Raw genomic sequence first — 24,769 nt, 5'->3', positions numbered from 1 at the left:
CCTTCGCGGGGGCGACGGTATGCTACGCCCGCTCGTCCTTGGTGGAGTCCATCACGACATAGGTGCTGATCGAATGCACCTGCGGCAGCACCCCCAGCACTTCGGTATGAAAATGCTTGTACGACGCCAGATCGGCGGTCTCGATCCGCAACAGATATTCGATCGCGCCGGTGACATTGTGGCACTCGCGCACCTCGGGCGCGAGCGACATCGCCGATTCAAAGTCGGACTGCGCCTTTTTGGTGTGGGTCGAAAGCCCGACGGTGACATAGGCGAGGAAGTTCAGCCCCAGCTTCGCCGGGTCGATCGTGGCGCGATAGCCGGTGATCAACCCGCTGCGTTCCAGTTCCTGCACCCGTCGCAGGCAGGCCGAGGGTGACAGCCCGACGCGATCCGCGAGGTCGAGGTTCGAGATTCGCCCGTCGCGCGACAGTTCGTACAATATCTTGCGGCCAATATCATCAATCTTGGTCATAGATTGTGATTCCTATCGCAAAGCCGCCAAAGTTTGCAACCCGAAGCATCGAATTGCAGAATATATTGCGCGGATGACCCAGGCCACCCTCGCAGCGCTCTCCGCCTTCGCTCTCGTCTCGTCGATCACGCCGGGGCCGAACAATATGATGCTGATGGCGTCGGGCGCCAATTTCGGCCTGCGCCGCACAATACCGCACGCGCTGGGGGTCGGAATCGGCTTCACGGTAATGATCATCCTCGTCGGCGTCGGCTTGATGGGGCTGTTCGACCTGCTCCCGGTGCTCAACATCGTGCTCAAGGTGGTGAGCGTTGCCTATCTCTTGTGGCTCGCCTGGAAGATCGCCAACGCCGGCGCGCCCGACACCGGCGGGACTGCACGCGGTAAACCCATGACGTTCGTGCAGGCGATGCTGTTCCAGTGGGTGAACCCCAAGGCATGGTCGATGGCGCTCACCGCGATCGCGCTCTACGCGCCCGATCGCAATTTCGTCGCGGTCCTGCTCGTCGCCGTGATCTTTGGCCTCATCAACCTGCCGTCGACCAGCCTGTGGGCGGTGATGGGCGTATCGCTGCGCGGCTGGCTGTCGAGCCCGGCGCGATTGAAGGCCTTCAACTGGACGATGGCGGCGTTGCTCGTCGGATCGCTCGCGCTGCTCATTTGATGCAATTGCCAGGTTGCGATCCGCAACCTATGCATCGCACTCCCCTCCCCTGACCGGAGAAAGAGCCATGCAAAGCCGCCGCCTTGGAAAAAGCGCCATCCACGTCTCCGACATCTGCATGGGGACGATGACCTTCGGTAGCCAGACCGACGAGGCGACGGCTTTCCGGGTGCTCGATCGCTGCTTCGATGCGGGGATCAACTTCTTCGACACCGCCGAAGGCTATCCGGTGCCGCCTGATGTCAAATGGGTCGGCCGCACCGAGGAAATCGTCGGGCGCTGGATGAAGACCAAGCCGCGCGACGCGATCATCATGGCGACCAAGGTGTCGGGGCCCAGCCATGTCTGGTTCAAGTCGCCGTGCCGCAGCGGCATGACCGCGCTCGACCGCAAGAACATCTGCCAAGCCATCGACGACAGCCTGACGCGGCTCCAGACCGACTATGTCGACCTTTACCAGACGCACTGGCCCGACCATGACGCGCCCTATGACGAAATCATGGATGCGCTCGACGAACTCGTCCGCGTCGGCAAGGTCCGCATCCTCGGCTGCTCGAACGAGACGAGTTGGGGGCTGATGAAATCGCTTGCCGCATCGGAACGGCTCGGTGCCGCGCGCTATCAGACGATCCAGAACAATTTCAGCCTCAACAACCGGCGCTTCGAAGACGAGCTGAAACAGGTTTGTCGGCAGGAAGGCGTCAGCCTGATCCCCTATTCGCCGCTCGCCGGCGGGGTGCTGTCGGGCAAATATCAGGGCGGCGCGACGCCCGAGGGCGCGCGCTTCTCGCGCTACCTCGCGATGGAGGGGCGGCAGGCTGCGATGGGCAAGCGCTTCGTGAACGAAAAGAGCCTCGCGGCGACCGAGCGTTATCTGGCGATCGCCGCCGAAGCGGGGCTGCATCCGGTGACGATGGCGACCGCCTGGTCGAAACAGCATGATTTCGTCGCCTCGACGATCGTCGGGGTCAGCACCTATGAGCAGGTCCAGCCGATCCTCGACGCGATGGATCTGGTGCTGAACGACGAGGTGATGACCGCGCTGCATCAGGTGAGCAAGGACATCCTCTATCCGATGGGCTGAGCGGCTTGTGCGCCGCGCCGCGACTGCTAATCTCGCCAACCGTTGAAAAAGGATCCGCCGATGCTCCCCGCCCGCCGCCCGCTCTTCGCCCTCGCCGCATTTGCCGCTGCGGTTGGCACCGCGCATGCCGCCAACCCGGTGATGTTCCGCGACGCCGGGTGCGGCTGCTGCCTCAAATGGCTCGAACAGGTGAAGGCGTCGTTCGGACAGAAGGCGGTGGTCGTCAACTCGAAGGCCATGGACGCGGTCAAGGACAAGCAGGGCGTGCCGCAGGCGCTGCGCAGCTGCCACACCGTCGTGGTCGGCGGTTATGTGATCGAAGGCCATGTCCCCGCGAAGGACATCGCCCGCCTGCTCCGCGAAAAGCCCAGGGGCGTCAAAGGCCTTGCCGTCGCCGGAATGCCGACCGGTTCGCCGGGCATGGAACATGGCAATGTGCGCGAAGCCTATAAGGTGATGACCTTCGGCCCCGCCGGACAGCGCGTCTATGCAAGCTATGCGGCGAGCGGCGGCGCCCACGCGCACTGACAGGGTTTCGTCATCCCGGCGCAGGCCGGGGGACCAAACGCGCTAAGCCAGCTCTGCTTTGAACAATTCCAGCATACGCGCCCACGCTTTTTCGGCTGCGGCCTCGTTGTAGGCGCGGCCATCGGGCGGGCACCAGCCGTGCATCGCGCCTTCATACACCTCGACCTCGTGCCATTGCTTGCGCGGTTCGAGCACCGCCTTCAGCAGCACTTTCTCGTTCGGGGTTTCCTTGTCGTCATTGTCGGCGATCGCGAACAGGTAGCCGGCACTGGTCCCGGGAATCAGCAGGTGCGGGCTGTCGGGCTTGTCGGTGCCGACCCCGCCGCCGTGGAAGCTCGCCGCGGCACCGACGCGATCGGGGCGCAGCGCGGCGGTGTAGATCGTCATCTCGCCGCCCATGCAATAGCCGGTGGTGCCGATCCGCAGCCTCGTATCGACCTCCTTCTGGGCATCGAGGAAGGCCAGCAGCGCCGCCGCGTCGGTCTCCCCGGTCGCGCGGGTCAACTGCTTGCGATAACCCATCAGCTTTTCGCGCACTTCAGGGTTGCCCCAATCATTCGCCGCATCGACGACCGGCGATTTCTGCCAGCGGTAAAAGGGATTGATCGTCAGCACCGCATAGCCCTCGCCCGCCAGCCGGTCGGCCATCTGGCGAAAGGCCGGGCGCAGCCCGCGGATGTCGGGCCACACCAGCACCGCCGGGTGCCTGCCCTGCGCGGGCGCGACGAAATAGGCGTCGCACACGCCGTCGGCGGTCTTGATCGTGACATCGCGCCCTTTCACCGGCTTCCCCGCGATCGCGCGGGCGGGCAGCGCCGCGATCAGCGCGCCGACGCCCGCCAGCGCGGCAAAGCTGCGGCGCCCGACGGGCATCCCGGCACGATCGAGATCGGCTTCGGTCTTGTCGGTACACATGCTGTCTCTCCTTGGGGGCTTGCAGAGAAGTCGCGGAAAACTGCGCAACTTTACTCGCGATTGCATATTTCGTCCCGCTTTCGGGATCGAGCCAAAGGCAAAGCTAATCCAGCGCGCAATTGTAGGACAGCGCTTTTTTGCTGGCGCTATGCGACAGGGAGGAAATCGATCTCGTCGAAGCTCAGCGCCACATGATGCACGCCAACCTCGCGCAGCATATCGCCATGCGCGGCGCGGTCGACGATATGCCCCGCGCCGCAGAAACCGACGACGGTCATTCCCGCCGCAAGCGCCGCCTGTGCGCCGGTCGGCGAATCCTCGACCGCAAGACACCGCGCTGGATCGACGCCCAGCCCTGTGGCAGCGGCAAGATAGATGTCGGGATGCGGTTTGCCGCGATCCCAGCCGTCGGCGCTGTAGACATGCCCGCCGAAATGATGATCGAGCCCGAACAGACCGAGCGCCCAGCCGATATATTCGGCGCGGCTCGACGAGGCGATCGCGCCGGGCAGCGGCCCCAGTCGGCCAAGAAACTCGGCGGCGCCCGGAACCGCTTCGAAACCTTCCATGAAGCGCGCGCGGGCGCGGGTCCGGTGCGTCTCGCGGAAATCGGCGGGAAGCGGACGGCCAAAGCGCGCCTCGATCCGCCGCTGCGTCTCCTGCCAGTTATGGCCATAATAGTCGCGGAGGCACTCATCATAGGTCGCGGGCATCCCGATCGCGGTCAGGCTTTCGGACAGCGACATATTCGCGCGCACCTCGCTGTCGGCGATCACACCGTCGAAATCGAAAATGATGGCGGCAACATTCATGGGGAAGCGACAATCTTCACATTTGAGGCTTAGACGCCGTCGGGTCAGGAGACACAGAGATGAAGTTCATTACCCTAAACTCGCGCGGCGGCAATTATCTGCTCGTCGCCGAAAATGTCGCTTGGCTCCGCGACTATGAAAATGGCCAGACCCAGATCGGCATGGTCGGCGGCGCGCCGCTGCTGGTCGCGGGGACCATCGACGAAATCGCAGCCTCGATTCTCGCGCAGGCCAATGCGACCACCTGATCCCTCGATCAGGGCATGACGCCCGCGTCGCGAACAAAGCCCCATGCCCCTTCGCCCGACCAGCCGCGCCCGTCGGGGAAGCTGAGCTTCAACCCGCTGAGCTGCGCCGGATCGAACAGCCGCATGTTGACGCCCATCATATCGACCGTGCCGCCCATGCGTTCGATCAGCCCCGCGGTCGCCGACCAATGCGTCACGCAGCCGCAGGTCGCGCAAAAATGCAGGTCCGAATTGGGGTTAGCGCGATCAGCGCGATTATAGGTCCGTGTCGCGCCCTCAATCACCACATCGCGCGGCGAATAATAGGCCCACAGGATGCCGTGCGAAAAGCACAGCGAGCAATTGCACTCGGCGATTTCCTCGGGCGCCTTGGCGAGGCGCACCGAGACGGCACCGCAGTGGCAGGCGGTATTCCAGCTCACTCCACCGTCACCGACTTCGCCAAGTTCCTCGGCTGGTCAACGTCCGTCCCCTTCGCCACCGCCACGTGGTAGGCCAGCAACTGCACCGGCACCGCATAGACCAAAGGCGCGATCAACGGATGCACCTTGGGCATTTCGATCGTCGCCATGCAGCCGTCGCCAGCTTCGGCGAGACCTTCGGCGTCGCTGATCAGCACGACCTTGCCGCCGCGCGCCATGACTTCCTGCATGTTGCTGACGGTCTTTTCGAACAGCGGCCCGCTGGGCGCTAGGACGATGACCGGCACCGCTTCGTCGATCAGCGCGATCGGGCCGTGCTTCATTTCGCCCGAGGCATAGCCTTCGGCGTGAATATAGCTGATTTCCTTGAGCTTCAGCGCGCCTTCGAGGGCGAGCGGATAGTCGGGGCCGCGGCCGAGGTAGAGCACGTCGCGCGCCGGGGCGACGAGGTGCGCCATTTTCGAGATTTCCTCGTCGTGCGCGAGTGCGGCATTGAGCGCGGCGGGCGCCTCGATCAGATGTTTGACGATCTCGCGCTCATCGGCCTCGCTGAGCTTGCCCTTCTTGAGCGCGAGGTGCGCGGCGAGCGCGGCGAGGACGGCGAGCTGGCAGGTGAAGGCCTTGGTCGAGGCGACGCCGATCTCCGGCCCCGCGTGGGTCGGCAGCAGCAAGTCGGCCTCGCGCGCCATGCTGCTGGTCGGCACGTTGACGACAACCGCAATCGTCTGCCCGTTCGCCTTGCAATGGCGCAGCGCCGCGAGCGTGTCGGCGGTCTCGCCCGATTGCGAGATGAACAGCGCCAGCCCGCCGGGTTGCAGCACCGGGTCGCGGTAGCGGAACTCGCTCGCGACATCGATGTCGACGGGGACGCGGGCGAAGGTTTCGAACCAATATTTGGCGACCATGCCGGCGTAAAAGCTGGTGCCGCAGGCGACGATGGTGATGCGGTCGATCGCGCTGAGGTCGAAGTCCATCTGCGGCAGCGCGACGGTCTGTTCGAGCGGGCGGATGTAGGACGAGAGCGTCTGCGCGACCACCGTCGGCTGCTCGAAAATCTCTTTCTGCATGAAGTGGCGGTAATTGCCCTTTTCGACCGCCGCCGCGGTGACGCCGCTGGTGGTGATTTCGCGCTCCACCGGATTATTGTCAGCATCGTAGATCTGCGCGCCGTCGCGGGTGATGACGACCCAGTCGCCTTCCTCGAGATAAGCGATCCTCTGCGTCAACGGGGCGAGCGCGAGCGCGTCGGAGCCGAGGAAAGTCTCGCCCTCGCCATAGCCGACGACGAGTGGCGAGCCGAGCCGCGCGCCGATGAGCAGGTCGGGATGCTGGCGAAAGGCGATGGCGAGTGCAAAGGCGCCGCGCAGCTGCGGCAGCACCGCCTGCACGGCTTCCTGCGGCGACTTGCCCGCTTCGACCTGTTCGCTGACGAGGTGGGCGACGACCTCGGTATCGGTCTCGCTCTCGAAACTCCGCCCGCGCGCCTGCAGCGCTTCGCGCAGCGGCTTGAAATTCTCGATGATGCCGTTGTGAACCAGCGCGACCTCGCCCGTCGCGTGGGGGTGCGCGTTGCTCGTCGTCGGCGCGCCGTGCGTCGCCCAGCGCGTGTGCGCGATGCCAACGGTACCGGGCGCAGGGTTTCCCGCCAGTTCCTTCACCAGATTGCCAAGCTTGCCCTCGGCGCGGCGGCGGATCAGCTGGCCGCCCTCGATGGTGCAGACACCCGCCGAGTCATAGCCGCGATACTCCATCCGCTTCAGCCCGTCGACGAGCCGATCGGCGACCTGATCCTTGCCGATGATTCCGATAATTCCGCACATGTGGGTCTTGCTTTCGTCTTAGAGCGTATAGGGAACACGTATGCCCGGCATGTTGGCCGGGAAATCCTTTGTATTGCGGGTGATGAGAACGCGCCCGCGGGTCTGGGCGGTGGCGAGGATGATAGCGTCCGGTGACTTCAATCGCGGCCTGTCGCGGCGCAGCGCCGCCGCCCGCGACGAGATTTCGTCGTCGATTTCATCGAGGCCGAAATGCGCCAGAAACGCCATCACCTCGCTGACCATGCGCTCGTCGCCCTTGGACAGCACCTCGATCCACGCCATGCGGCTGATCCAAGGCCGGACGCCATTGCGGGTCGCGCGTTGAATTTCGAGCCGCGCCGGCGGATAACCGGCGAGTGCATCGATGACGATATTCGCGTCGAAGGTGTAGCCGCTCACTTGGGGTGCGGACTTTTGGGGTCGGGATATTTCCCGGCGATCATGTCGAGATAGATTTGCCGCTGGCGATCATCCTCGGCATCGAACATGTCCGGCGATTCGGCGCGCACTTCCTCATAATCGTCATCCCAGGGCCGCGTCCATTCGGCCCGGCGCTTCCGATCATAATCCCGCGGATCAATGGAAATGCCGTGGCGGGACCAGAGTCCGAAACCGCGTTCGATCCAGTCGCCGTCATGCGAGGCCGGTTGCGCCTGATACGCCGCGACGGCATCGCGCAGCACCGCGGCCCGGCTTTTGCCCTGCTCATAGGCAATGCGATCGAGACGCTTGATCTCTTCATCGGGCAGGTCGGCAAGGATTCGAGTCATTGATATACTGATATCATATCATGATATCATGTCAAGCGCGGTTGAAGTTGCGATCGACGAAAATCATGGCAAATTGCACCGGATCGGGCGCCATTCCGTTGCCTGCTTGGAATCGCGCCTGGCCATCGGACCAGATCTTGCGGATCTGCGCGGGCAGATCGGGACCGAATTTCATCTGCTGCTCGACGATCTGCTCCCAGCTGCCGGTGATGCCGAAGCTTTGCTCGAGCTGCGGCACCATCGCCTTGCAATAGGTTTCGGTGGCCGCGTCGAGATGGCCGATCGCCTTTAGCACCCACGCGTCGACGAAGCGCAGGAAGGGCTTGTCGGTGTAACGGTCGCTCACGGCATCGTCTCCATTGTCCATTCGTCGCGGAGCAGACCATAGATCAGCGAATCGCGCACCCCGATATGCGTTTCCCATTCACCGCGCAGGCGTCCCTCATATTGAAAGCCCAGCCGCTCGAGCAGCGCGATCGATCCGCTGTTTTCCGGATCGGTATCGGCAAAGATCCGCCGCAATCTGAGGTCGCCGAACCCGTAATCGATTACCCGCGCGACGGCTTCGCGCGCTAGGCCGCTGCCCCAGCAATCGCGGCGCAGGATATAGCCGATCTCCTTGACGTCGAGCTTGCCGTCGATGAGGATTACCCAGCCGAGCGCGGTGTCGTCGCCCGCGTCGGTGATCGCCCAGCAGAGATAGCCCTCATCCTCGGCCGCATTGCCTTTCACATAATTTGCGGTCTCGGCGAGCGACTGGTGCGGACCGCTCGACCACCAGGTCATCACCTCGGGATCGGACAACACCGGGAACAGCGCGGCGGCATCGTCCGCGCGCAGTTGGCGCAGCACCAGGCGCGCGGTTGTCAGCGTCGGCGCGGGCATTGGTCTATTTCTTCTCCGCCGCCTTTTTCTTGCGCATCGTATCGTGGAAGCGGTCGGCCCAGCCGGGCTTGACCAGCTGTTCGGCGCGGACCATGCGCAGGTCACCGGCGGCAACGTCGCGAGATACCGCGCTGCCCGCGGCGACGATCGCGTCGCGCCCGATGGTAACGGGGGCGATCAGCGCGCTGTTCGACCCGATAAACGCATTTTCGCCGATGACGGTCTGATATTTGAAATAGCCGTCATAATTGCAGGTGATCGTCCCGGCGCCGATATTGGCGCCCGCGCCGACGGTCACATCGCCCAGATAAGTGAGGTGGTTCGCCTTGGCGCCCTTGCCCAGCACGGCCTTCTTGGTTTCGACGAAATTGCCGATCTTGGCCTTTTCGCCGAGGATGGTGCCGAGGCGGAGGCGCGCAAAGGGGCCAACTTCGCACCCGCTGGCGATCGTCGCGCCCTCGATATGGCTGTTGGCGCGGATCGTGACATTGTCGGCGACCTTTACGCCGGGGCCGAAAAAGACGTTGGGCTCGATCGTCACGTCGCGGCCAAGCTCGGTATCCCACGAGAACCAGACCGTGTCGGGCGCCCGCAGCGACGCACCGCCCGCCATCGCCTCGTCGCGCTTGAACGCCTGCCACTGCGCCTCTGCCGCGGCGAGTTCGGCGCGGCTGTTGATCCCCGCGACATCGTCGGCGTCGGTTTTGACCACCGCGCACGAGCGCCCGTCGGCGTTCGCGATATTGACGATATCGACGAGATAAAATTCCTTTGCCGCATTGTCGTCGGTCACGCGCGCGAGCAGCGCGAACAGGTCGCGCGCTTTCGCCGCCATCAACCCCGAATTGCAGAGCCTGACGGCGCGTTCTGCGTCGGTCGCATCCTTGTGCTCGACCATTTTGACGACGCGATCGCCGTCGGTAATGACCCGGCCATATTGGAGCGGATCGGCAGGTTCGAAGGCAAGCACGACGACCGCGGGCGCATCGGCGGCACCGAGCCGGTCGATCATCGTCTGCATCGTCGCGGCGGGAACGAACGGCACGTCGCCATAGAGGATCAGGACATCGCCGTCGAAGCCTGCGAGCGCGGTTTCGGCCTGCTGCACCGCATGGCCGGTGCCGAGCTGCGGATCCTGTACCGTCAGATCAGCAGTGCCGCCGAGCGCAGCTTCGAGCTGATCGGCCTTGTCGCCGACGACCACCACTTTTTTCGCGGGGCTCAGCGCATCGACGCTCGCCATCAGATGCAGCAGCATCGGCCGCCCCCCGATCGGGTGCAGCACCTTGTGCAGGTCGGATTTCATGCGGGTTCCCTTGCCCGCGGCAAGGACGATAGCGGCGATCGGATTGCTCATGCGCGCTGCCATGCCAGCAAATCATTGCGGTTTCCAGAGCATCGCGCCATGCGCAACCGATGAACGGATTTCCTTTCGCGATCGTGGGCTTCGACCTCGACGGAACGCTGGTCGATACCGCGGGCGACCTGACCGCCGCGGTCAACCACGCCCTGGACCTCGCCGCGCGCGCGCCTTTGGCCGAGGCCGCGGTGCGACCGATGATCGGGCTGGGCGCGCGGCATATGCTGGAGCAGGGCTTTGCCGCGACCGGCGGTGTTCCGGGCGGCGATTTCGAGCGGCTGTATCGCGAATTGCTGCGCTTCTACGAAGCACATATCGCGTTACACAGCCGCCCCTACCCGGGAGTGATTGCGGCGCTCGACGGGCTCGATGTGCTGGGAGTCCGCACCGCCGTGGTCACGAACAAGCGCGAGGATATGGCGCGCAAACTGCTCGGCGCACTTGGGCTGGCGGAGCGGATGGCGACGATCATTGGCGGCGATACGCTGGGGCCGGACAAGGCCAAACCCTCGCCCGCCCCGATCCTTGCGATGATCGAGAATTGCGGCGGCGGGCGCGCGGCCTTTGTCGGTGACAGCATTTATGACGTGATGGCAGCCAACGGCGCCGGTGTGACCAGTGTGGCGGTCAGTTTCGGCTTTCTCGATCGCCCCGCACAGGAGCTTGGCGCCGATCATGTCATCGACCATTTTGACGAACTGGTCCCGCTGCTCGAAAGACTCTAGCGCTTTCGCCACTTCGTCCACAGATGCTTCGCGAGCATCGCGGGCGGCATGCGCAGCCAGTGCGAGCGGATGTAGAAAGTTTGCTCCAGCAGCGGTCGGGTCACCCGGCCCCAATCGTCGCGCGCGAGCAGGCGTCGGCGATACCAGACGTCGCTCCCATCCTGCCCGTCCCAGCCCGATGGCAACACACTGCCGTACAAATCGCGCGCCAGCCGCGCCGCCCGCCGCACCGCGGCGCGCAGCCCGTGCAGTTCCGCGCGCGCGTCAAGCTTGTTCCAGAAGCCCGCGTCCGCGGCGGCGAAATCACGCGTCATGAGATGGAAATCCCACAAATTGCGCAGCCCGCCCTGCAAATCGCCGTCAGCGAGCAGATGCGCGGCGCAGTGGCACGCCATGTCGGCGGGGTTCAGCACCGCAAAGCCACCGGCGCGCTTCACCGCGTCGCTCATCAGCGCCAGCGCATCGGGTGTAATCCGGTGCGTGCGCGGCAGGATCGTGTGGTGGACATCGATCATCCGATCACGCGCCTTGTGGATCAGCGGCGGCAGCTCGTGCATATGCTCGCGGTAGTAGAAATCGTCATAGGGGTCGGCCTTGACCCACTCCCACCCAGCCTTGAGCAGCGCATTTTCGGCGCGGCGAATGTCGGGCTCCGACACCAAAATGTCGAGGTCGCCGATCTGCCGTCCGGCGGCGCAGGCCATATCGGCGGCGGCATAGGCGGCGCCCTTCAGCAGCACGAACTCGATCCCCAGCGGGACCAGCGCCCGGCGCGCCATCTCCGCCTCCCACAGCGCCTGTTGCTGCGCGACGGCCGCCGCGGCGCGTTGATCAGCAAACAGGGCCGCAACGGTCGGCGGCAGCGCGGAATCTTTCAGCCGGTGCGCGAGGGTCGCAAGCATCGCCTCGCTGCGCGCGACGCCGATCACCCCGTCCCAGTCGCGCGACGCCAGCATGGCGGCATCGCGGCGACCGGCGAGCAGGTCGACGAAGGCCCGCACCGCGCTCACCGGGCCGCGTCCGCCCATAATTGTTCGACCAGCGCGATCCCCGCGGCGCTGTCGGGATAGGAGATGCCGAACGCCGGCGTCTCGCGCACCAGCCGCGTCAGCGCGGCAAAGCCCGCCTCGCCGAGCGCGACATAGTTGGTCGACGCCTCGGTCAGCCGCACGAACGCCTCGCCCTCTCCCATCGGCTCGATGCTCGCCGCGCCGCCAAAGCGCGGGAACAGCAGCAACGCCGGACGCGCGGGCTCATGCATCGCCGCGATCGCGTCCGCGCGCGGGATCAGGTGGCGAATGTCGCCCTTTGGCGTCCCCGCCAGCAACGGACCGAGCCGCGCCGCATCGACCCGCGCCGCAACCTCCGCAATCGCTTCATTCTTCAGGCTGACCGCGCGCGGGAACGCCAGTGCATCGCCGCTCGCCGGGTCGATCAGCGTAAATTCGTCGCCCATCAACAGCCAGTCGCCCTCGCCCAACAGCGCCGCGAGCGTCGATTTTCCCGATCCCGATTCGCCCGACATGATGAGCGCGCGGCCACCGTGCGCCACCGCGCTGGCGTGAAGCAGCATGTGGCGCCGCCACCCCAGCGCGACCTGCAAGTTCATCCCCATTTCGGCGGCGAGGAGCCCCATCGACAGCGGCAAAGGCAGCGCGTCGGGGACGACAAAGTCGCCGCCGATATGCACCGACGGCCGCAGCCAGCGCCGCCATGGCCGCGCCGCGAACAGCCGAACGGTGGCGTCGGTAGGCCGTGCTTCGTCACGCGGATAGTCCGCGTAGAGCCGGTCGAGCGCGGCAATGGGCGCCGCCCAGTCGCTGCCGATCCGGAACTGCACGGGGCCGACCGCGATGCGCGTGCTGTGCCTCACGCGCGCTCCACCAGCCCCATGGCGGCAAGCTCGCCCAGCCGTTCGTTCAGGATCGCCCCCACGTCCGCGGCGCCGTCAAGGTCAAAGCGTGCGGCGAGGCGCGCCGCAAGCGTCGCCGCATCGCAATCGCCGGTACCCATTGCTTCCAATATTTCGGGCATCGGCGACACGACCAGATGCGTCTGCACCGACCGCCGGTCAAAGATTGCGGTGACCTCGCCCAGCGGTTCAACGCGCAGCGCGCCAGGCGGCGCCGCGCGATAAGCGGGATCAGGCATAATCTTCGGCGGCGGCGGTCAGCTTGGCAAGGATCGCCATCATTGTTTCGCGCTCGGCAGCGCTGATCCGCGATTCCAGCTGCGCCTCGCTCGCCAGCGCCGCAGGGACGATCGCGTCGTACAACGACCACCCCGTCGCGGTGAGTTCCAGATGATGCGACCGCCCGTCAACCTCATGCGCCTGCCGCGCGATCAGCTGCCGGTCGGCGAGCGCTTTTGCGGCACGGTTGACCGTCACCTTGTCCATCCGCGTCGCTTCGACCAGTTCGCGCTGCGTCTTGGGCTTTCCCTCGCCGAGCACCGCCATCAACCGCCATTCGGGAATCTTGAGCCCGAAGCGGTTCTGATATTCGGCGGCGATCCGTTCGGAGAGCGCATTCGACGCGATCGACAGGCGATAGGGCAGGAAATTGTCGAGGTTCAGTTTCTTGGCGGCCATGCCCCGTTCTTATCGACCCACAGCCGTCCATCAAGCGCAGAATGACGCCGCATTGCCCCTCCCCCTTTATGGGGGAGGCGGCGAGACTTGCCAGCTTGCTGGCCTAGTCGCAGCGGTGGGGGTGCGCTCTCGGCCTGATATGGCGGCGAAAGCACGCACCCTCACCCCCATACAACTCCGCCTAATCGCTGCGCGATAAGGCTGCGTATCCTTCCCCCATCAAGGGGGAAGACTTTTGCGCGGCCCGCTAGAAGTTCACGCGCGCGCCGATCCACAAGGTTCGTGGCGTCGCGCGCTCGATGATCCCCGCAGACGAGATCGCGGCGGGCACGAGTTCGTCGAACAGATTCTCGCCGCGCGCCTCGATGCTGATCGCATCCGCCAGCCGCCACGACAATCCCGCGTCGAACGTCAAGGCGTCGCCAAGGACCAGCAGCCCCAGATCATCCTCATTCTGCTTGCCGATATAGCGCAGCATCGCGAAACCGCCGAGCGGGCCGCTGGCATTGCTGCGCAGCGAGACGCTGCCGCCATGTTTGGCGATCTGTGCCGGACGGCGCCCGTCGAGCGCTGAGGCGGCGCGCGCTGCATCGACCTCGGCGTCGGTGAAGGCGTAAGTGGCGCGGAGCGTGGCAAGCCCGATCCGCTGCTCGGCGGCGAACTCGATCCCCTTGCTGTCGATCGCATTGAGATTCTGCCGCTGGTTGAGGTTGGGCGCGAGCGTCACATTGGCGATGGCGTTCGACAGATGGTTGGCGAAGAGCGTTGCCGACAGCTTGGTGCCGTCGCGCGTCCAGTCGATCCCGATCTCGCCGCCACATAGCCTTTCGGGCTCGAGCATCTCGTTCGCGGTCGTGACCTCGGCGCCGACGCGGAAGGGGCGGTAGAGTTCGTTGAGCGTCGGCAGGCGCCAGCCGCGATAGGCGGCGGCGCGGAGCGACAAGGCGTCCGAGGTCCAGCGCAGGCCGGCGCGGCCGCTACCTTCCCAGCCCTGGCGCGCGTTGAAGTTCAGGTTGGCGATCGTCGTTCCGCCGATATTGCGTTCGAGGCGGTATCCTTCGCCCAGCCACCAATGGTCGATCCGCCCGCTCAGCGTCCAGAGCAGGCCGTCTTCGGCATCGCCCGATGTCCATTCGGCGAAAGCGCCGACGGTGTCGCTGCTGCCGCCCGCGATGCGGTGGCGGCCGGGGGTCGTCCCGCTGAAGAAAAAATCCTCCTCGGTGCGCCCGGTCGTGCGGCGCCAGTCGGCGCCGACACGCAGCGGGTTCGCATCGCCGATCGCGGGGCGCAGCTCGAAGCGCGCGCCGAGGCCGGTGGCGGGGACGCGCTGGAAGAGCGCGGGGGCGACGCTGTTCCGCCCCGCCGCGACGCTGGCGAAGCCGCTCTCGAAATCGCGGACCTGGACATAGGCGAGCACAAGCCATTGGGTCGCGCCCAAGGGATCGTGGACGAAGCGCAGGCTGGCATCGACGCCGTCGGTCTTGCTCGTCGTGAAATCGGTACCGCGGTCGCGCCGGTCGGCGAAGCCGCGCAGGCTTGCCTCGATGCGGCTGTCGGCGCCCGCGTCGAAGCGCAGCCGGACGCCGAGGCCGCCCTGCTCATAAGGCGCGGCGCGGTCGACGAGACCGCGCTGGCCCTCCGCCACCGGAATAAAACCGTCGCCGCGGCTGTAGCGGCCGTCGAGCGCGACCTGGCCATTGCCGAGCTTCGTTCCTGCCGAAAGCGACGCGTCCCAGCCGTCGCGGCTGCCAAGGGCTGCGCTCGCTTCGACGCCCTGCGTCATGCTCGAATGCAGCCCGATCGTCCCTGCGAGCGCGCCGGGCCCGTCGGTCCCGCTGCCGCCGCCGCGCGTGACGAGAATGCCGCCGAGGTTGATCGCGTCATAGGCGCTCCACGCGACCCACCCGCCGAAGGGATCGGCCTGCGGCACGCCGTCGAGCGTCACCAGCGCACGGCTCGATGCATTGCCGCCGAGTCCGCGGAGCGTCACGCCTTGGCTCGTCGGATGCGCGCTGCGCCCGTCGGAGCGGCGGAACTGGACGATGCCGGCTTCGTCGCGGAGGCGGTTCTCGATCCGCGCGCCGAGCCCCTGTTCGGGATAGGCGATCAGGCTGGAGGTCTGGACCGTGTCGCTGTCCGCGGGGCGGAGCACGCCGCTGCCGCGCACGACGATCTCCTCGGTCGAAAGGCGCGGGAAGGTCAAGCTGCAACAACCGCCGTCGTCTTCGGCCGTGGGCGGATCGGCCGGCACTTGCTGCGCCAGCGCCGCCGCCGGCATGACCAGCAGCGCGGCTCCCGTCAGCGCCCGGATCACGCGGGCTTGACCGCGTCGGGATGCGCCTTCTGGAAGGCGTCCAATTCCATGCACGCCGCGTCGATCGCGACGAGCCGCGGATAGGCGTCGAGCGGCACCTCGAAGCGCCGCGCATTGTACATCTGCGGCACCAGGCAGCAGTCGGCGATCCCCGGCGTGTCGCCGCCGAGATAGCGCGCGTCGCCCGCCATCGCCTCGAGCGCCTCGAACCCGTCGGCGATCCACCGTGCGATCCAGCGGTCCTTGGTCTGCTCGTTCAGACCCAGATCCTTGGTCAGATATTTGAGCACGCGCAGATTGTTCAGCGGGTGGATGTCGCTGGCGATTACCTGTGCCTGTGCCAGTGCGACCGCGCGCGGCATCGCTTCGTCGGGGATCAGCCGTGGTTCGGGATAGGCACGGTCGAGCCAGTCGATGATCGCCATGCTCTGGATGATCGGCTCGCCATCGACGACGAGCATCGGGACAAAGCCCTGCGCGTTCTGTTCAAGATAGGCGTCGCTGCGTTGCTCGCCCGCGATCAGGCTGACCTCGACCCGCTCATAGTCGAGCCCTTTCAGGTTCAGCGCAATGCGAACGCGAAAGCTGGCCGAGGAGCGAAAATAGTCGTGGAGGACGAGGGAGCGCATTCGAAATTCACCATCTGGATTTTGAGCCGATCCAACGCCGTTCGTGCTGAGCTTGTCGAAGCACCGTTCTGCCTTTTGACGCCGCAAAGAAAGAACGGCCCTTCGACAAGCTCGGGGCAAACGGAAATGGGACGCGACCTTTAGAGCGCCTTCTGCCCACCTTTCGGCATTTCCGCAATCCACTGCCGCAGCAATGCGGCGCCCTCCTTATGCACGGTCGATCGCCCGACCTCGGGCATCGCGATGCCGGGGTCGGTGCTTTCGAGGCGATAGATCATGAAACTATGCGCGGGGTCGCCCGGCGCGATCGCGAAGTCCATCCCGCCGCTGCCGCGCCCCGCCGCGGTCGGGCGCTTGCCGATGCCATAGTTCACGCCGGTCGGATCGTCGGTCCAGCGCAGGAACAGCCCGCTGTTCGACGCGCTGCCCGCCGGATTGTGGCAATGCGCGCAATTGACGTCGAGATAGGCGCGCGCACGGTCCGCGACGCTGCCCGCCTCGGGGTCGTCCCATATCGGCATGGTCGGCTTGAGCGCCGCCGGGTTTTCGAAATAGCGACTGCGCACGGCATCGGAGGCGGCGGGATCGAGGATGAAATTGCGCGCATTTGGCCCAATCGGCACGATCTCGCCATTCAGGCTGTGGCATTCCTTGCACTGGTTCTTGTTCGGCACCGCATAGCGGATGCTGTGCGTCTCGCCGTCGGGCGAGCTGAACGTCACCGGCACCCTCCGCCCACCCAGCGCGAGCGTCGCATCCTTGCCATCGGCATCCCAAATATAGGGCAGCGCGACCCAGCCCGAAGCACGGTGGATCAACAGGCGCGTCTCTATTGGGCGTCCGCCGCCCACGTCGTTCCAGCCGAAGCTTTTGACGAGCACCGTGCCGACCGGAAAGTCGATGACTCCATCGCTCCCGACCCTGGCCTTCTTGCCTGCCGGGATCGCGATGAAGCGGTGCTTCTCGGTATAATCGCTGAACAGCGGCGCGCGGAGTGTGTAGGCGATGCCGGCCGATGGCCGCCCTGGATCATTGCCGCGGAACAACCCGAAGGCCGACAGCTTTGGCGGCATCGCATCGCTCTCGACCACCGCCTGGTCGACCCCGGGTGGCGCAAAGGCCGCGCCGCCGCTTGCGCATAGCAGCGTCGCAGCAAGCGCGGCCAATATGCGCTTCACTTGACCTTGGCCTCCATGCTTTCCGGCAGGGTGATCGCTGGCAGCGCGGCGGGGGGCGTCCCCTTCGACAGGTCGGCGGGCGCAGGTTTGGCTTCGCTCTGCGGCGTCTTCACGTCGGGCAAGTTCAGCGACAGCACGCCGACCTTGTCCAGCACGACCGCATCGCCCGCCCCGTCCCACAGCACGGGCGGGATCGCGCCGCCCATCGCCGCCGCGATCATGTCACCACCAGGAAACTTCGGCGCATAACCAGCCTTGCCATGCTGATTGCCGCGCACGACGATGTCGCGCGGCAGCGGCTGGTAGTTCGGATCCTTATGCTCGTAGCGATAGCCGACGATCATCACATTGGCGGTGCCGTTGTCGGCGAACACATTGTCGAAAATCTCGACATTGCGATTGGCCATCACCAACACCCCGGTGCCGGTCGGCACGCTGGCGACGATATTGCCCTTCGGCGCGAAGTTCGGCGTGCTGTTGTCGTTGACGATATTTTCGAACACGCGGACATTATGGCCGCCCTGCATCGGCAGGCTGGGCAGGTCGAACACCAGGATACCGCCGGTGTTCTTGGTCGCGATATTGTCGTGGACGTCGGCGTTATAGCTGTTCTCGATCTCGATCCCCGCGACATTCTCGGTCGCGATCGAATCGCGGACGATGATATTTTTCGATTGGCCGACATAGATGCCCGCGTCCGATGCCCCGCGCACATAGACGCTGTCGACCAGCACGTCGGTGCTTTCGACGGGGTAAATGCCATAGGCGCCGTTGGTTTCCTTCGGCCCCGCGGTCCATTCGACGCGCAGCTGGTGATAGACGATACGGTCGGCGCCCTTCGATTTGATTCCATCACCCTTGGTGTTGAGCACCGCGAAATTGGTCAGCAGCACATCGTCGCTCGTGACGAGCAACCCCTCGCCCGCGCCCTGCTGGCCGGTAAAGTCGAGGATCGATCCGCCCTCGCCCGCTCCGGCGCCGCGCACGGTGACCCCGGCGACGTCGAGCGACAGGCCATCGGTCAGCGTCCACACCCCCGCGCCCAGCTGGACGATATCGCCGGGCTCGGCCAGAATCAGCGCCTCTTGCAGCTTTTCATTGGCGTCGGGCGTTGTCGCGCTGACGCTGATCGTCTTGGCGGTCGCCGGACTGGCGCCAAGCACCGCCAATACGCCCAGCGCCGCCGCGTGAAAGCCGTTGAATCGCATCGCTCTCTCCCCTGATTTTGGGAGAACATGCGGCAAGACTTGACGGATGCCAAGCGGGTTGCTGACATGCGTGTAGCTAAAAAACCGGGGAGAGGTCGCTTTGCTTAAGAGAATTTCATTGGCGCTGGTCGCGCTCATTGCCGTGCCCTCGATGGCCGCCGCGCCCGCGCCGATCGCGGGACGCTGGAAAACCGACGATGGCAAAGGCGTCGTCGTGCTGGCGGCGTGCGGCAACAAGATGTGCGGACGCATCGAACGCATCCTCGTCAAACAGCCCGCGGGCGGCCAGCTTGACGAACGTAATCCCGACAAGGCCAAGCGCGGTCGTCAGATCACCGGGCTGCAAATCTATTGGGATCTGGTCCCGCACGGCGATGGCTGGAAAGGCGAAGGCTACAGCCCCGAGGACGGGCGATATTACAAGGCGCATCTGCGCGTGAAGGGCAGCAAGCTGACGATGAAAGGCTGCGTCAGCCTGTTTTGCCGCACGGTGACGTGGACGAAGATGAGCTGACCCAAATCCTCCCTGTCGCGCAGCGATGGGGAGGTGGCAACGCGAAGCGCTGACGGAGGGGCTTTAGCGCAACGTCGCCGCCCCTCCACCTTCCCCGCTTTCGCGGGGACGGTCCCCCTCCCCATGGCTTCGCCACAGGGAGGACTTAACTAGCCTTCATCCCCCAGTATCCAGTCGACCCCCGCCGCGACGTGAATGCGCGTCGTGTCGTAGATCGGCAGCACATTGGCGTCGGGGTCGACCAGCATCACCAACTCGGTGCACGCCAGCACGATCGCCTGGATGTCCTGCTTGGCGATGTCGGTGATGAAGGTTTTCATCGTGCGCCGCGAAGCTTCGTTCGCCTTGCCCTGCATCAGCTCTTCGTAAATGATCCGGTCGATCTCGTCGGCGCGGCTCGCGTCATAGGGCGCGAGCGTCAGGCCGTGGCGGACAAGGCGCTGGCGGAACCAGGCTTCGGTCATCACATTGCGCGTGCCGATCACTGCCGCGGCCTTGATCCCGTCGGCCTTCATCTTCTCGCCGGTTTCGTCGACGATATGGATGAGCGGGATCGAAATTGCCGCGGCAACCTCATCGGCCACCTTGTGCATCGAATTGGCCGCGATCATCAGCGCGGTCGCGCCCGCGGTTTCCAGCCGCTGCGCCGACGCGATGAGCACCTCTTTCGCATGCGCCCATTGCTCGGGCGTCGTCAGCCGCGACAGGTCGCAATAATTCAGGCTTTCGAGCAGAATCGGCGCGGAACAGGCGGTACCGAGGCGCTTTTGCACTCCCTTGTTGAGATGGCGGTAATAGAGCTCGGTCGATGCCCAACTCATGCCGCCGATCAGGCCGATTTTACGCATTTGGATATTCAGTCCTCTTTAAAATCGTCGCCCCCGCGAAAGCAGGGGCCGCTGGCAACCTTATGCAAGGCCGATAGCGGCCCCCGCCTTCGCGGGGGCGACGTATAACTCAATGCCCGCCGCCGTTCAGCGCCTTGACGATGTCATCCGTCATCTTCTTGGCATCGCCGAGCAGCATCATCGTCTGGTCCATATAGAAGACATCATTGTCGACCCCGGCATAGCCGACCCCGCCCATCGATCGCTTCACGAACAGCACGGTCTTGGCCTTTTCGACGTCGAGCACCGGCATGCCATAGATCGGCGACGTCTTGTCGGTCTTTGCCGACGGGTTGGTGACGTCGTTGGCGCCGATGACGAAGGCGACATCGGCCTGCGCGAACTCGCCGTTGATGTCCTCCAGCTCGAACACCTCGTCATAGGGGACGTTCGCTTCCGCCAGCAGCACATTCATATGGCCGGGCATGCGCCCCGCGACCGGATGGATCGCATATTTGACCGTCACGCCCTCTTTCTTGAGCAGGTCGCCCATTTCGCGCAGCGCATGCTGCGCCTGCGCGACCGCCATGCCGTAACCGGGGACGATGATGACGGTGTCGGCCTGGCTCATCAGGAACGCGGCGTCGTCAGCGCTGCCCGGTTTCCACGGACGCTGTTCCTTCGATCCGCCGCCGCTCGCCGCGGCCTCGGCACCGAAACCGCCCGCGATCACGCTGATGAAGCTGCGGTTCATCGCGCGGCACATGATGTACGACAGGATGGCACCCGACGATCCGACCAGCGCGCCGGTGATGATCATCGCGGTGTTGCCGAGGGTGAAGCCCATCGCCGCCGCGGCCCAGCCCGAGTAGCTGTTGAGCATCGACACGACGACGGGCATGTCGGCGCCGCCAATCGGGATGATCAAGAGGAAGCCGATCGCAAAGCTGAGCCCGGTGACGGTCCAGAATACCCAAGGCGACTGGTCAAAGGTGAAATAGGCAACGAGCCCGATAATCGCGGCCAGCGTGCCGAGGTTGATGATGTGCCGCCCCGGCAGCATGATCGGCGAACCCGACATATTGCCGTTAAGCTTGAGGAAGGCGATGACCGATCCCGAAAAGGTGATCGCGCCGATCGCGATACCCAGCCCCATTTCGATGCGGCTGACGGTGAAAATCTGACCCGCCGCGTCGGCGATCCCGAAAGCTTGCGGATTGAGATAGGCCGCCGCTGCCACCGCGACCGCGGCGAGGCCGACGAGACTGTGGAAGGCCGCAACCAGCTGCGGCATCGCGGTCATCGCGATCCGGCGTGCCATAACGATACCAATGACGGCGCCGATGCCGATCGCCGCCAGAATCTCGATCAGCCCGACCGGGTCGACCCCGGTATAGCTGTTGGTCGCGTCGCCAAATTTCATCGGCATATGCGTCAGCAGCGTCGTGACCACCGCGATGGTCATGCCGATCATGCCAAAGCGGTTGCCGCTTTGCGCCGTCGCCGGGCTCGACAGCCCGCGCAGCGAGAGGATAAAAAGCACGCCCGCAACGAGATAGGCGATGGCGGCCCAGGGGTTTACCGCGCCATGGCCGTCCGCCGCGGCCGCAAGGATCGACTGGATTTCCATCTCAGCGCTCCTTCTTCTTGTACATCGCCAACATACGCGCGGTGACGGCAAAGCCGCCGAAAATGTTGATGCTCGCCATGACGACCGCCGCCAGCCCGAGCCATTTCGACGAGGCCGAACCCGCGGCAGCGCTGGCGATCAGCGCCCCGACGATGATCACCGACGAAATCGCGTTGGTCACGCTCATCAGCGGCGTGTGCAGCGCCGGCGTCACCGACCACACGACGAAATAGCCGACGAAGCACGCCAGGATGAAAATCGAAAAAATCGCGATAAAATCCACGGGCTCGCTCCCCTGCTGATTCCGTTTCGCGCACCTCTTGCCGCGCCCTGCGGAGCGTGTCGACTCCAAAGCGGCCAAAAAGAAAGGCCCCCATCTCTCAATGATGAGAAATGCGGGCCAATTGCGAAATTAAATGTCGCGGGCGCAAAAATACCTTCCCCCTTGATGGGGGGAGGATACGGCGCCTTATCGCGAAGCGATTAGGCGGAGTTGGATGCGGGTGAGGGTGCGTCCTTAGACCATCATCTGAGGCCGAGAACACACCCCCTCCCCTGCGACTAGGCGGCAAGCCGCCAAGTCTCGCTGCCTCCCCCATGAAGGGGGAGGATCAGCTTTGATTACATCTTGGGCACGAGCACCGCGTCGACAACATGGATCACGCCGTTCGACTGGCCGACGTCGGCCTGCGTAACCGCCGCCTTGTTCCCGCTGGCGCTGGTCAGGATGATGGCGTCGCCCGACTTGGTCGCCGTCAGATCCTGGCCGTCAGCGGTCTTGAGGACCGCCTTTCCGCCACCGGCGGTAATTTGCGCCGCCAGATCGGCCGCAGTCAGCTTGCCCGGTACGACATGATATTTCAGCACGCCCGCCAGCACTTCCTTCTGCGCCGGACGCATCCAGCCGTCCCGCGTCACCGGGGCGACTTGCGAGAAGGCGGCATCGGTCGGCGCAAAGACGGTGAACGGGCCTGCGCCTGACAGCGTCTCGACCAAACCAGCCTGCGTTACCGCGGCGACCAGCGTCTTGTGAATCGGCGATGCCGATGCGTTTTCAACGATGTTTTTGGTCGGCAGCATCTCCGCGCCGCCGACGGTCGGGTTGGCGCCCGCGGTCTCGACCGGGGTCGTTTCACCGGCATCGACGGTGGTCGTTTCGGTCGGTGTTTCGCTCTTGCCACCGCAACCGGCAAGGCCAAGTCCGACGGCGGCAACCGCCGCCAACAATGTCGCGCGTTTCATAAACTCTCCTCTGGGTTCAGCAATCAGCTTGCCGGCGTGGCTTCCGCGGCAGGGGCCGTATCGGCTGGCACGGCAGCGGGTTCGGCTGCGGCGGCGGGCTTGATTTCAGGGATCAGCACGCCGTTCAGGATGTGGATCATCCCGTTCGACTGCGCCACGTCGGCCTGCGTCACATAGCCGCTGCTGCCCTGGGTGCCGTCGACCTTGATGTTGCCCGAAACCTCGGTGAAGGTCAGCGGCTGCCCTTCGACGGTGGTCAGCGTCGCCTTGCCACCGCCCGCCTTGATCTTGGCATAAAGATCGGTCGAGCTGATCGCGCCCGGCACGACATGATAGGTCAGCACTTGGGCCAGCGCCGCCTTGTTGCCCGGATCCATCAGATAAGCCGTCATCGACTGCGGCACCGCGGCAAAGGCCTGATCGGTCGGCGCAAACACGGTGAACGGGCCGGTACCCGACAGCGTGTCGGTCAATCCAGCGGCGGTGAGCGCCTTGACCAGCGTCGTATGTTCGGGCGACTTCGTTGCGTTCTGGACGATGTTCCAGCTATCGACCATCGCGCCCGCCGCGGCTTCGGCCTCGGCGGTCGTCGCCTCTGCCGCCTCGTCGGCGGCGCGGGCGTGCGCCGGGGCGACCAGCATCGCCGCAGTCAGCGCAAACAGGGGAACGGCAAAAAACTTCGCACGCAACATCGATCAATCTCCGGTTGTTGAAAGGACAGGGTTTCACACCCTGAACGCATCCTAACCGGCGAAAGTTGCAGGAAAAGGCCGAAATCGGGCTTTTTTTGCGCTAGTGCTACGCCAAAAGCCGCTCGTTCACGACCTTGCCGCCCTGCGTCAGGCGGATCGCATTGCCGATCTCTTCGTCGAGCACGGGCTTGCCCGCTTCCTTGTCCCAAAAGGCCGACAGGAAGTTGAACAGGTTGCGGCTGAATAGCGCGCTGGTGTCGGCGGGCATCAGTGCGGCGATATTGCTCGCGCCGATCACGGTTACGCCGTGGATGCGCTTGGCTTCGCCGGGCACCGACCCTTCGACATTGCCGCCGCTTTCGGCCGCCATGTCGACGATTACGCTGCCGGTGCGCATCGTCGCGAGCTGCGCGTCCGAAATCAGCCGCGGCGCGGGGCGCCCCGGGATCAGCGCGGTGGTAATGACGATATCCTGCTTGGCGATATGCGACGACACCAGTTCCGCCTGTGCCGCCTTATATTCGTCGGACATTTCGGTGGCATAGCCGCCCGCGCCCTCGCCCTCGATCCCCGCGACGCTTTCGACGAAGATCGGCTTGGCGCCGAGGCTGAGGATCTGTTCCTTGGTCGCGGCGCGCACGTCGGTGGCGCTGACCTGCGCACCCAGACGGCGGGCGGTAGCGATCGCCTGCAAGCCCGCGACGCCGACGCCCATCACGAACGCCTTGGCAGCGCTCACCGTGCCCGCGGCGGTCATCATCATCGGAAAGGCGCGGCCATAGGCATTTGCTGCCATCAGCACCGCCTTGTAACCGGCAAGATTGGCCTGGCTCGACAATATGTCCATCGACTGCGCGCGCGTGATGCGCGGCATGAATTCCATCGCCAGCGCTTCGAGACCGAGCTTCGCATACTCATCAACGCGCGCGCGCTCGCCGAACGGGTTCAGGCCGGCGGCAAGCCAGGCACCGTCGGCAAAGCCGCTCAACCCCTTCGGATCCGGCCCCTGGATCGCCAGAATGATGTTGGCGCCCTTCAGCACGTCGGCGCGGCAGGCGACGCTGGCGCCCGCGGCGCTATAGTCGGCGTCGGCGACCGACGCGGCCTCACCCGCCCCCGATTCAACGGCAACTTCGGCGCCCAAGCCAATGAATTTCTTCACGGTTTCAGGGGTCGCGGCGACGCGGGTCTCGCCGGGGGCGAGCTCCTTCAGGACGGCGATGCGCATGCCAACCCG

The 24,769-nt window shown here is 65.1% G+C and carries 30 protein-coding genes; 6 read left to right on the top strand and 24 right to left on the bottom strand.

The features are described 5' to 3' along the window. Positions 1 to 22: 22 nt before the first annotated feature. Positions 23 to 475 carry an Lrp/AsnC family transcriptional regulator gene (locus tag SPYCW_RS06325; RefSeq protein ID WP_120216085.1) on the bottom strand — a complete coding sequence of 151 codons (453 nt, stop codon included), beginning with the start codon at positions 473 to 475 and terminating at the stop codon, positions 23 to 25. 73 nt (positions 476 to 548) lie between these two features. Between SPYCW_RS06325 and SPYCW_RS06320 the strand changes: the two genes are divergently transcribed. The 3 genes from SPYCW_RS06320 (at position 549) to SPYCW_RS06310 (ending at position 2,751) form a co-directional block, all read left to right on the top strand. After that, positions 549 to 1,139, top strand: a complete 591-nt coding sequence (locus tag SPYCW_RS06320; RefSeq protein WP_120216084.1) for a LysE family translocator — start codon at positions 549 to 551, stop codon at positions 1,137 to 1,139. Between the two features lie 67 nt (positions 1,140 to 1,206). Next, positions 1,207 to 2,223 (top strand): aldo/keto reductase, encoded by a 1,017-nt coding sequence (locus tag SPYCW_RS06315; RefSeq protein WP_120216083.1) that lies wholly within the window; start codon positions 1,207 to 1,209, stop codon positions 2,221 to 2,223. 60 nt (positions 2,224 to 2,283) lie between these two features. After that, positions 2,284 to 2,751 carry a DUF411 domain-containing protein gene (locus tag SPYCW_RS06310; protein ID WP_120218144.1) on the top strand — a complete coding sequence of 156 codons (468 nt, stop codon included), beginning with the start codon at positions 2,284 to 2,286 and terminating at the stop codon, positions 2,749 to 2,751. 42 nt (positions 2,752 to 2,793) lie between these two features. On the opposite strand, the gene SPYCW_RS06305 is transcribed toward SPYCW_RS06310, so the two are convergent. Both SPYCW_RS06305 and SPYCW_RS06300 read right to left on the bottom strand, forming a co-directional pair. Next, positions 2,794 to 3,666, bottom strand: coding sequence for a dienelactone hydrolase family protein (locus SPYCW_RS06305; RefSeq protein WP_120216082.1), 873 nt, complete (start codon positions 3,664 to 3,666; stop codon positions 2,794 to 2,796). Positions 3,667 to 3,812: 146 nt separating this feature from the next. Then, positions 3,813 to 4,478 carry an HAD family hydrolase gene (locus SPYCW_RS06300; protein ID WP_120216081.1) on the bottom strand — a complete coding sequence of 222 codons (666 nt, stop codon included), beginning with the start codon at positions 4,476 to 4,478 and terminating at the stop codon, positions 3,813 to 3,815. A 59-nt stretch (positions 4,479 to 4,537) separates the two neighbouring features. Between SPYCW_RS06300 and SPYCW_RS06295 the strand changes: the two genes are divergently transcribed. Beyond that, positions 4,538 to 4,726: a hypothetical protein gene (locus SPYCW_RS06295; protein WP_120216080.1), complete on the top strand. Its 189-nt coding sequence runs from the start codon at positions 4,538 to 4,540 to the stop codon at positions 4,724 to 4,726. 8 nt (positions 4,727 to 4,734) lie between these two features. Here SPYCW_RS06295 and SPYCW_RS06290 read toward each other — a convergent pair whose 3' ends face one another. The 7 genes from SPYCW_RS06290 to glmU are packed head-to-tail and all read right to left on the bottom strand — an operon-like array spanning position 4,735 to position 9,980. After that, on the bottom strand, positions 4,735 to 5,148 hold the full coding sequence (locus SPYCW_RS06290; RefSeq protein ID WP_197715661.1) for a GFA family protein: 414 nt from the start codon (positions 5,146 to 5,148) through the stop codon (positions 4,735 to 4,737). Then, complete coding sequence (gene glmS / locus SPYCW_RS06285; RefSeq protein ID WP_120216079.1) at positions 5,145 to 6,968, bottom strand: glutamine--fructose-6-phosphate transaminase (isomerizing); 1,824 nt, start codon at positions 6,966 to 6,968, stop codon at positions 5,145 to 5,147. The genes SPYCW_RS06290 and glmS overlap by 4 nt, the downstream gene beginning before the upstream one ends. Positions 6,969 to 6,986: 18 nt before the next feature. Further along, positions 6,987 to 7,367 carry a type II toxin-antitoxin system VapC family toxin gene (locus tag SPYCW_RS06280; RefSeq protein WP_120216078.1) on the bottom strand — a complete coding sequence of 127 codons (381 nt, stop codon included), beginning with the start codon at positions 7,365 to 7,367 and terminating at the stop codon, positions 6,987 to 6,989. Further along, positions 7,364 to 7,738, bottom strand: a complete 375-nt coding sequence (locus tag SPYCW_RS06275) for a CopG family transcriptional regulator (RefSeq protein ID WP_120216077.1) — start codon at positions 7,736 to 7,738, stop codon at positions 7,364 to 7,366. Before SPYCW_RS06275 ends, SPYCW_RS06280 begins: the two co-directional genes overlap by 4 nt. Positions 7,739 to 7,769: 31 nt before the next feature. Further along, positions 7,770 to 8,084 carry a hypothetical protein gene (locus SPYCW_RS06270; protein ID WP_120218143.1) on the bottom strand — a complete coding sequence of 105 codons (315 nt, stop codon included), beginning with the start codon at positions 8,082 to 8,084 and terminating at the stop codon, positions 7,770 to 7,772. Next, the gene (locus SPYCW_RS06265; protein ID WP_120216076.1) at positions 8,081 to 8,623 is read right to left on the bottom strand and encodes a GNAT family N-acetyltransferase; all 543 of its coding nucleotides are present in this window, start codon (positions 8,621 to 8,623) and stop codon (positions 8,081 to 8,083) included. Before SPYCW_RS06265 ends, SPYCW_RS06270 begins: the two co-directional genes overlap by 4 nt. Positions 8,624 to 8,627: 4 nt before the next feature. Then, complete coding sequence (gene glmU, locus SPYCW_RS06260) at positions 8,628 to 9,980, bottom strand: bifunctional UDP-N-acetylglucosamine diphosphorylase/glucosamine-1-phosphate N-acetyltransferase GlmU (protein ID WP_232014852.1); 1,353 nt, start codon at positions 9,978 to 9,980, stop codon at positions 8,628 to 8,630. A gap of 59 nt (positions 9,981 to 10,039) precedes the next feature. On the opposite strand from glmU, the gene SPYCW_RS06255 reads away from it, so the two are divergent. Further along, positions 10,040 to 10,708, top strand: a complete 669-nt coding sequence (locus tag SPYCW_RS06255; protein ID WP_120216074.1) for an HAD-IA family hydrolase — start codon at positions 10,040 to 10,042, stop codon at positions 10,706 to 10,708. Here the strand turns inward: SPYCW_RS06255 and SPYCW_RS06250 are convergent. The 8 genes from SPYCW_RS06250 to SPYCW_RS06215 all read right to left on the bottom strand — a co-directional run bounded on the left by SPYCW_RS06250 (position 10,705) and on the right by SPYCW_RS06215 (position 18,627). Beyond that, a complete protein-coding gene (locus SPYCW_RS06250; RefSeq protein ID WP_232014851.1) occupies positions 10,705 to 11,736 on the bottom strand; it encodes a nucleotidyltransferase domain-containing protein in 1,032 nt (343 codons plus the stop codon). The genes SPYCW_RS06255 and SPYCW_RS06250 overlap by 4 nt on opposite strands. Further along, positions 11,715 to 12,581, bottom strand: coding sequence for an HprK-related kinase A (locus SPYCW_RS06245; RefSeq protein ID WP_120216073.1), 867 nt, complete (start codon positions 12,579 to 12,581; stop codon positions 11,715 to 11,717). The genes SPYCW_RS06250 and SPYCW_RS06245 overlap by 22 nt, the downstream gene beginning before the upstream one ends. Beyond that, positions 12,578 to 12,859, bottom strand: coding sequence for an HPr-rel-A system PqqD family peptide chaperone (locus SPYCW_RS06240; protein WP_120216072.1), 282 nt, complete (start codon positions 12,857 to 12,859; stop codon positions 12,578 to 12,580). Before SPYCW_RS06240 ends, SPYCW_RS06245 begins: the two co-directional genes overlap by 4 nt. Beyond that, complete coding sequence (locus SPYCW_RS06235; protein WP_120216071.1) at positions 12,852 to 13,298, bottom strand: MarR family winged helix-turn-helix transcriptional regulator; 447 nt, start codon at positions 13,296 to 13,298, stop codon at positions 12,852 to 12,854. The genes SPYCW_RS06240 and SPYCW_RS06235 overlap by 8 nt, the downstream gene beginning before the upstream one ends. A gap of 247 nt (positions 13,299 to 13,545) precedes the next feature. After that, a complete protein-coding gene (locus SPYCW_RS06230) occupies positions 13,546 to 15,612 on the bottom strand; it encodes a TonB-dependent receptor (protein WP_120216070.1) in 2,067 nt (688 codons plus the stop codon). Next, positions 15,609 to 16,241 (bottom strand): maleylacetoacetate isomerase, encoded by a 633-nt coding sequence (gene maiA, locus SPYCW_RS06225; protein WP_120216069.1) that lies wholly within the window; start codon positions 16,239 to 16,241, stop codon positions 15,609 to 15,611. Before maiA ends, SPYCW_RS06230 begins: the two co-directional genes overlap by 4 nt. Before the next feature lie 140 nt (positions 16,242 to 16,381). After that, positions 16,382 to 17,419 (bottom strand): SO2930 family diheme c-type cytochrome, encoded by a 1,038-nt coding sequence (locus tag SPYCW_RS06220; RefSeq protein WP_120216068.1) that lies wholly within the window; start codon positions 17,417 to 17,419, stop codon positions 16,382 to 16,384. Further along, positions 17,416 to 18,627, bottom strand: a complete 1,212-nt coding sequence (locus SPYCW_RS06215; protein WP_120216067.1) for a parallel beta-helix domain-containing protein — start codon at positions 18,625 to 18,627, stop codon at positions 17,416 to 17,418. The genes SPYCW_RS06220 and SPYCW_RS06215 overlap by 4 nt, the downstream gene beginning before the upstream one ends. 118 nt (positions 18,628 to 18,745) lie before the next feature. Between SPYCW_RS06215 and SPYCW_RS06210 the strand changes: the two genes are divergently transcribed. Continuing rightward, positions 18,746 to 19,141, top strand: a complete 396-nt coding sequence (locus SPYCW_RS06210; protein WP_120216066.1) for a DUF2147 domain-containing protein — start codon at positions 18,746 to 18,748, stop codon at positions 19,139 to 19,141. 149 nt (positions 19,142 to 19,290) lie between these two features. Here the strand turns inward: SPYCW_RS06210 and SPYCW_RS06205 are convergent, their stop codons facing one another. The 6 genes from SPYCW_RS06205 to SPYCW_RS06180 all read right to left on the bottom strand — a co-directional run bounded on the left by SPYCW_RS06205 (position 19,291) and on the right by SPYCW_RS06180 (position 24,760). Continuing rightward, complete coding sequence (locus SPYCW_RS06205) at positions 19,291 to 19,989, bottom strand: aspartate/glutamate racemase family protein (protein ID WP_120216065.1); 699 nt, start codon at positions 19,987 to 19,989, stop codon at positions 19,291 to 19,293. A 109-nt stretch (positions 19,990 to 20,098) separates the two neighbouring features. Continuing rightward, positions 20,099 to 21,598, bottom strand: coding sequence for an NAD(P)(+) transhydrogenase (Re/Si-specific) subunit beta (locus SPYCW_RS06200; protein ID WP_120216064.1), 1,500 nt, complete (start codon positions 21,596 to 21,598; stop codon positions 20,099 to 20,101). Position 21,599: 1 nt separating this feature from the next. After that, positions 21,600 to 21,881 carry a proton-translocating transhydrogenase family protein gene (locus tag SPYCW_RS06195; protein ID WP_088441687.1) on the bottom strand — a complete coding sequence of 94 codons (282 nt, stop codon included), beginning with the start codon at positions 21,879 to 21,881 and terminating at the stop codon, positions 21,600 to 21,602. 338 nt (positions 21,882 to 22,219) lie between these two features. Next, positions 22,220 to 22,840 carry a fasciclin domain-containing protein gene (locus SPYCW_RS06190; RefSeq protein ID WP_120216063.1) on the bottom strand — a complete coding sequence of 207 codons (621 nt, stop codon included), beginning with the start codon at positions 22,838 to 22,840 and terminating at the stop codon, positions 22,220 to 22,222. Between the two features lie 23 nt (positions 22,841 to 22,863). Beyond that, positions 22,864 to 23,532 carry a fasciclin domain-containing protein gene (locus tag SPYCW_RS06185; protein WP_120216062.1) on the bottom strand — a complete coding sequence of 223 codons (669 nt, stop codon included), beginning with the start codon at positions 23,530 to 23,532 and terminating at the stop codon, positions 22,864 to 22,866. A gap of 106 nt (positions 23,533 to 23,638) precedes the next feature. Beyond that, positions 23,639 to 24,760, bottom strand: coding sequence for an NAD(P) transhydrogenase subunit alpha (locus SPYCW_RS06180; protein WP_120216061.1), 1,122 nt, complete (start codon positions 24,758 to 24,760; stop codon positions 23,639 to 23,641). Positions 24,761 to 24,769: the final 9 nt, after the last annotated feature.

The sequence above is a fragment of the Sphingopyxis sp. EG6 genome (assembly GCF_003609815.1).
Taxonomy (GTDB): Bacteria; Pseudomonadota; Alphaproteobacteria; order Sphingomonadales; family Sphingomonadaceae; genus Sphingopyxis.
This window is presented reverse-complemented; position numbering and strand designations above follow the sequence as displayed.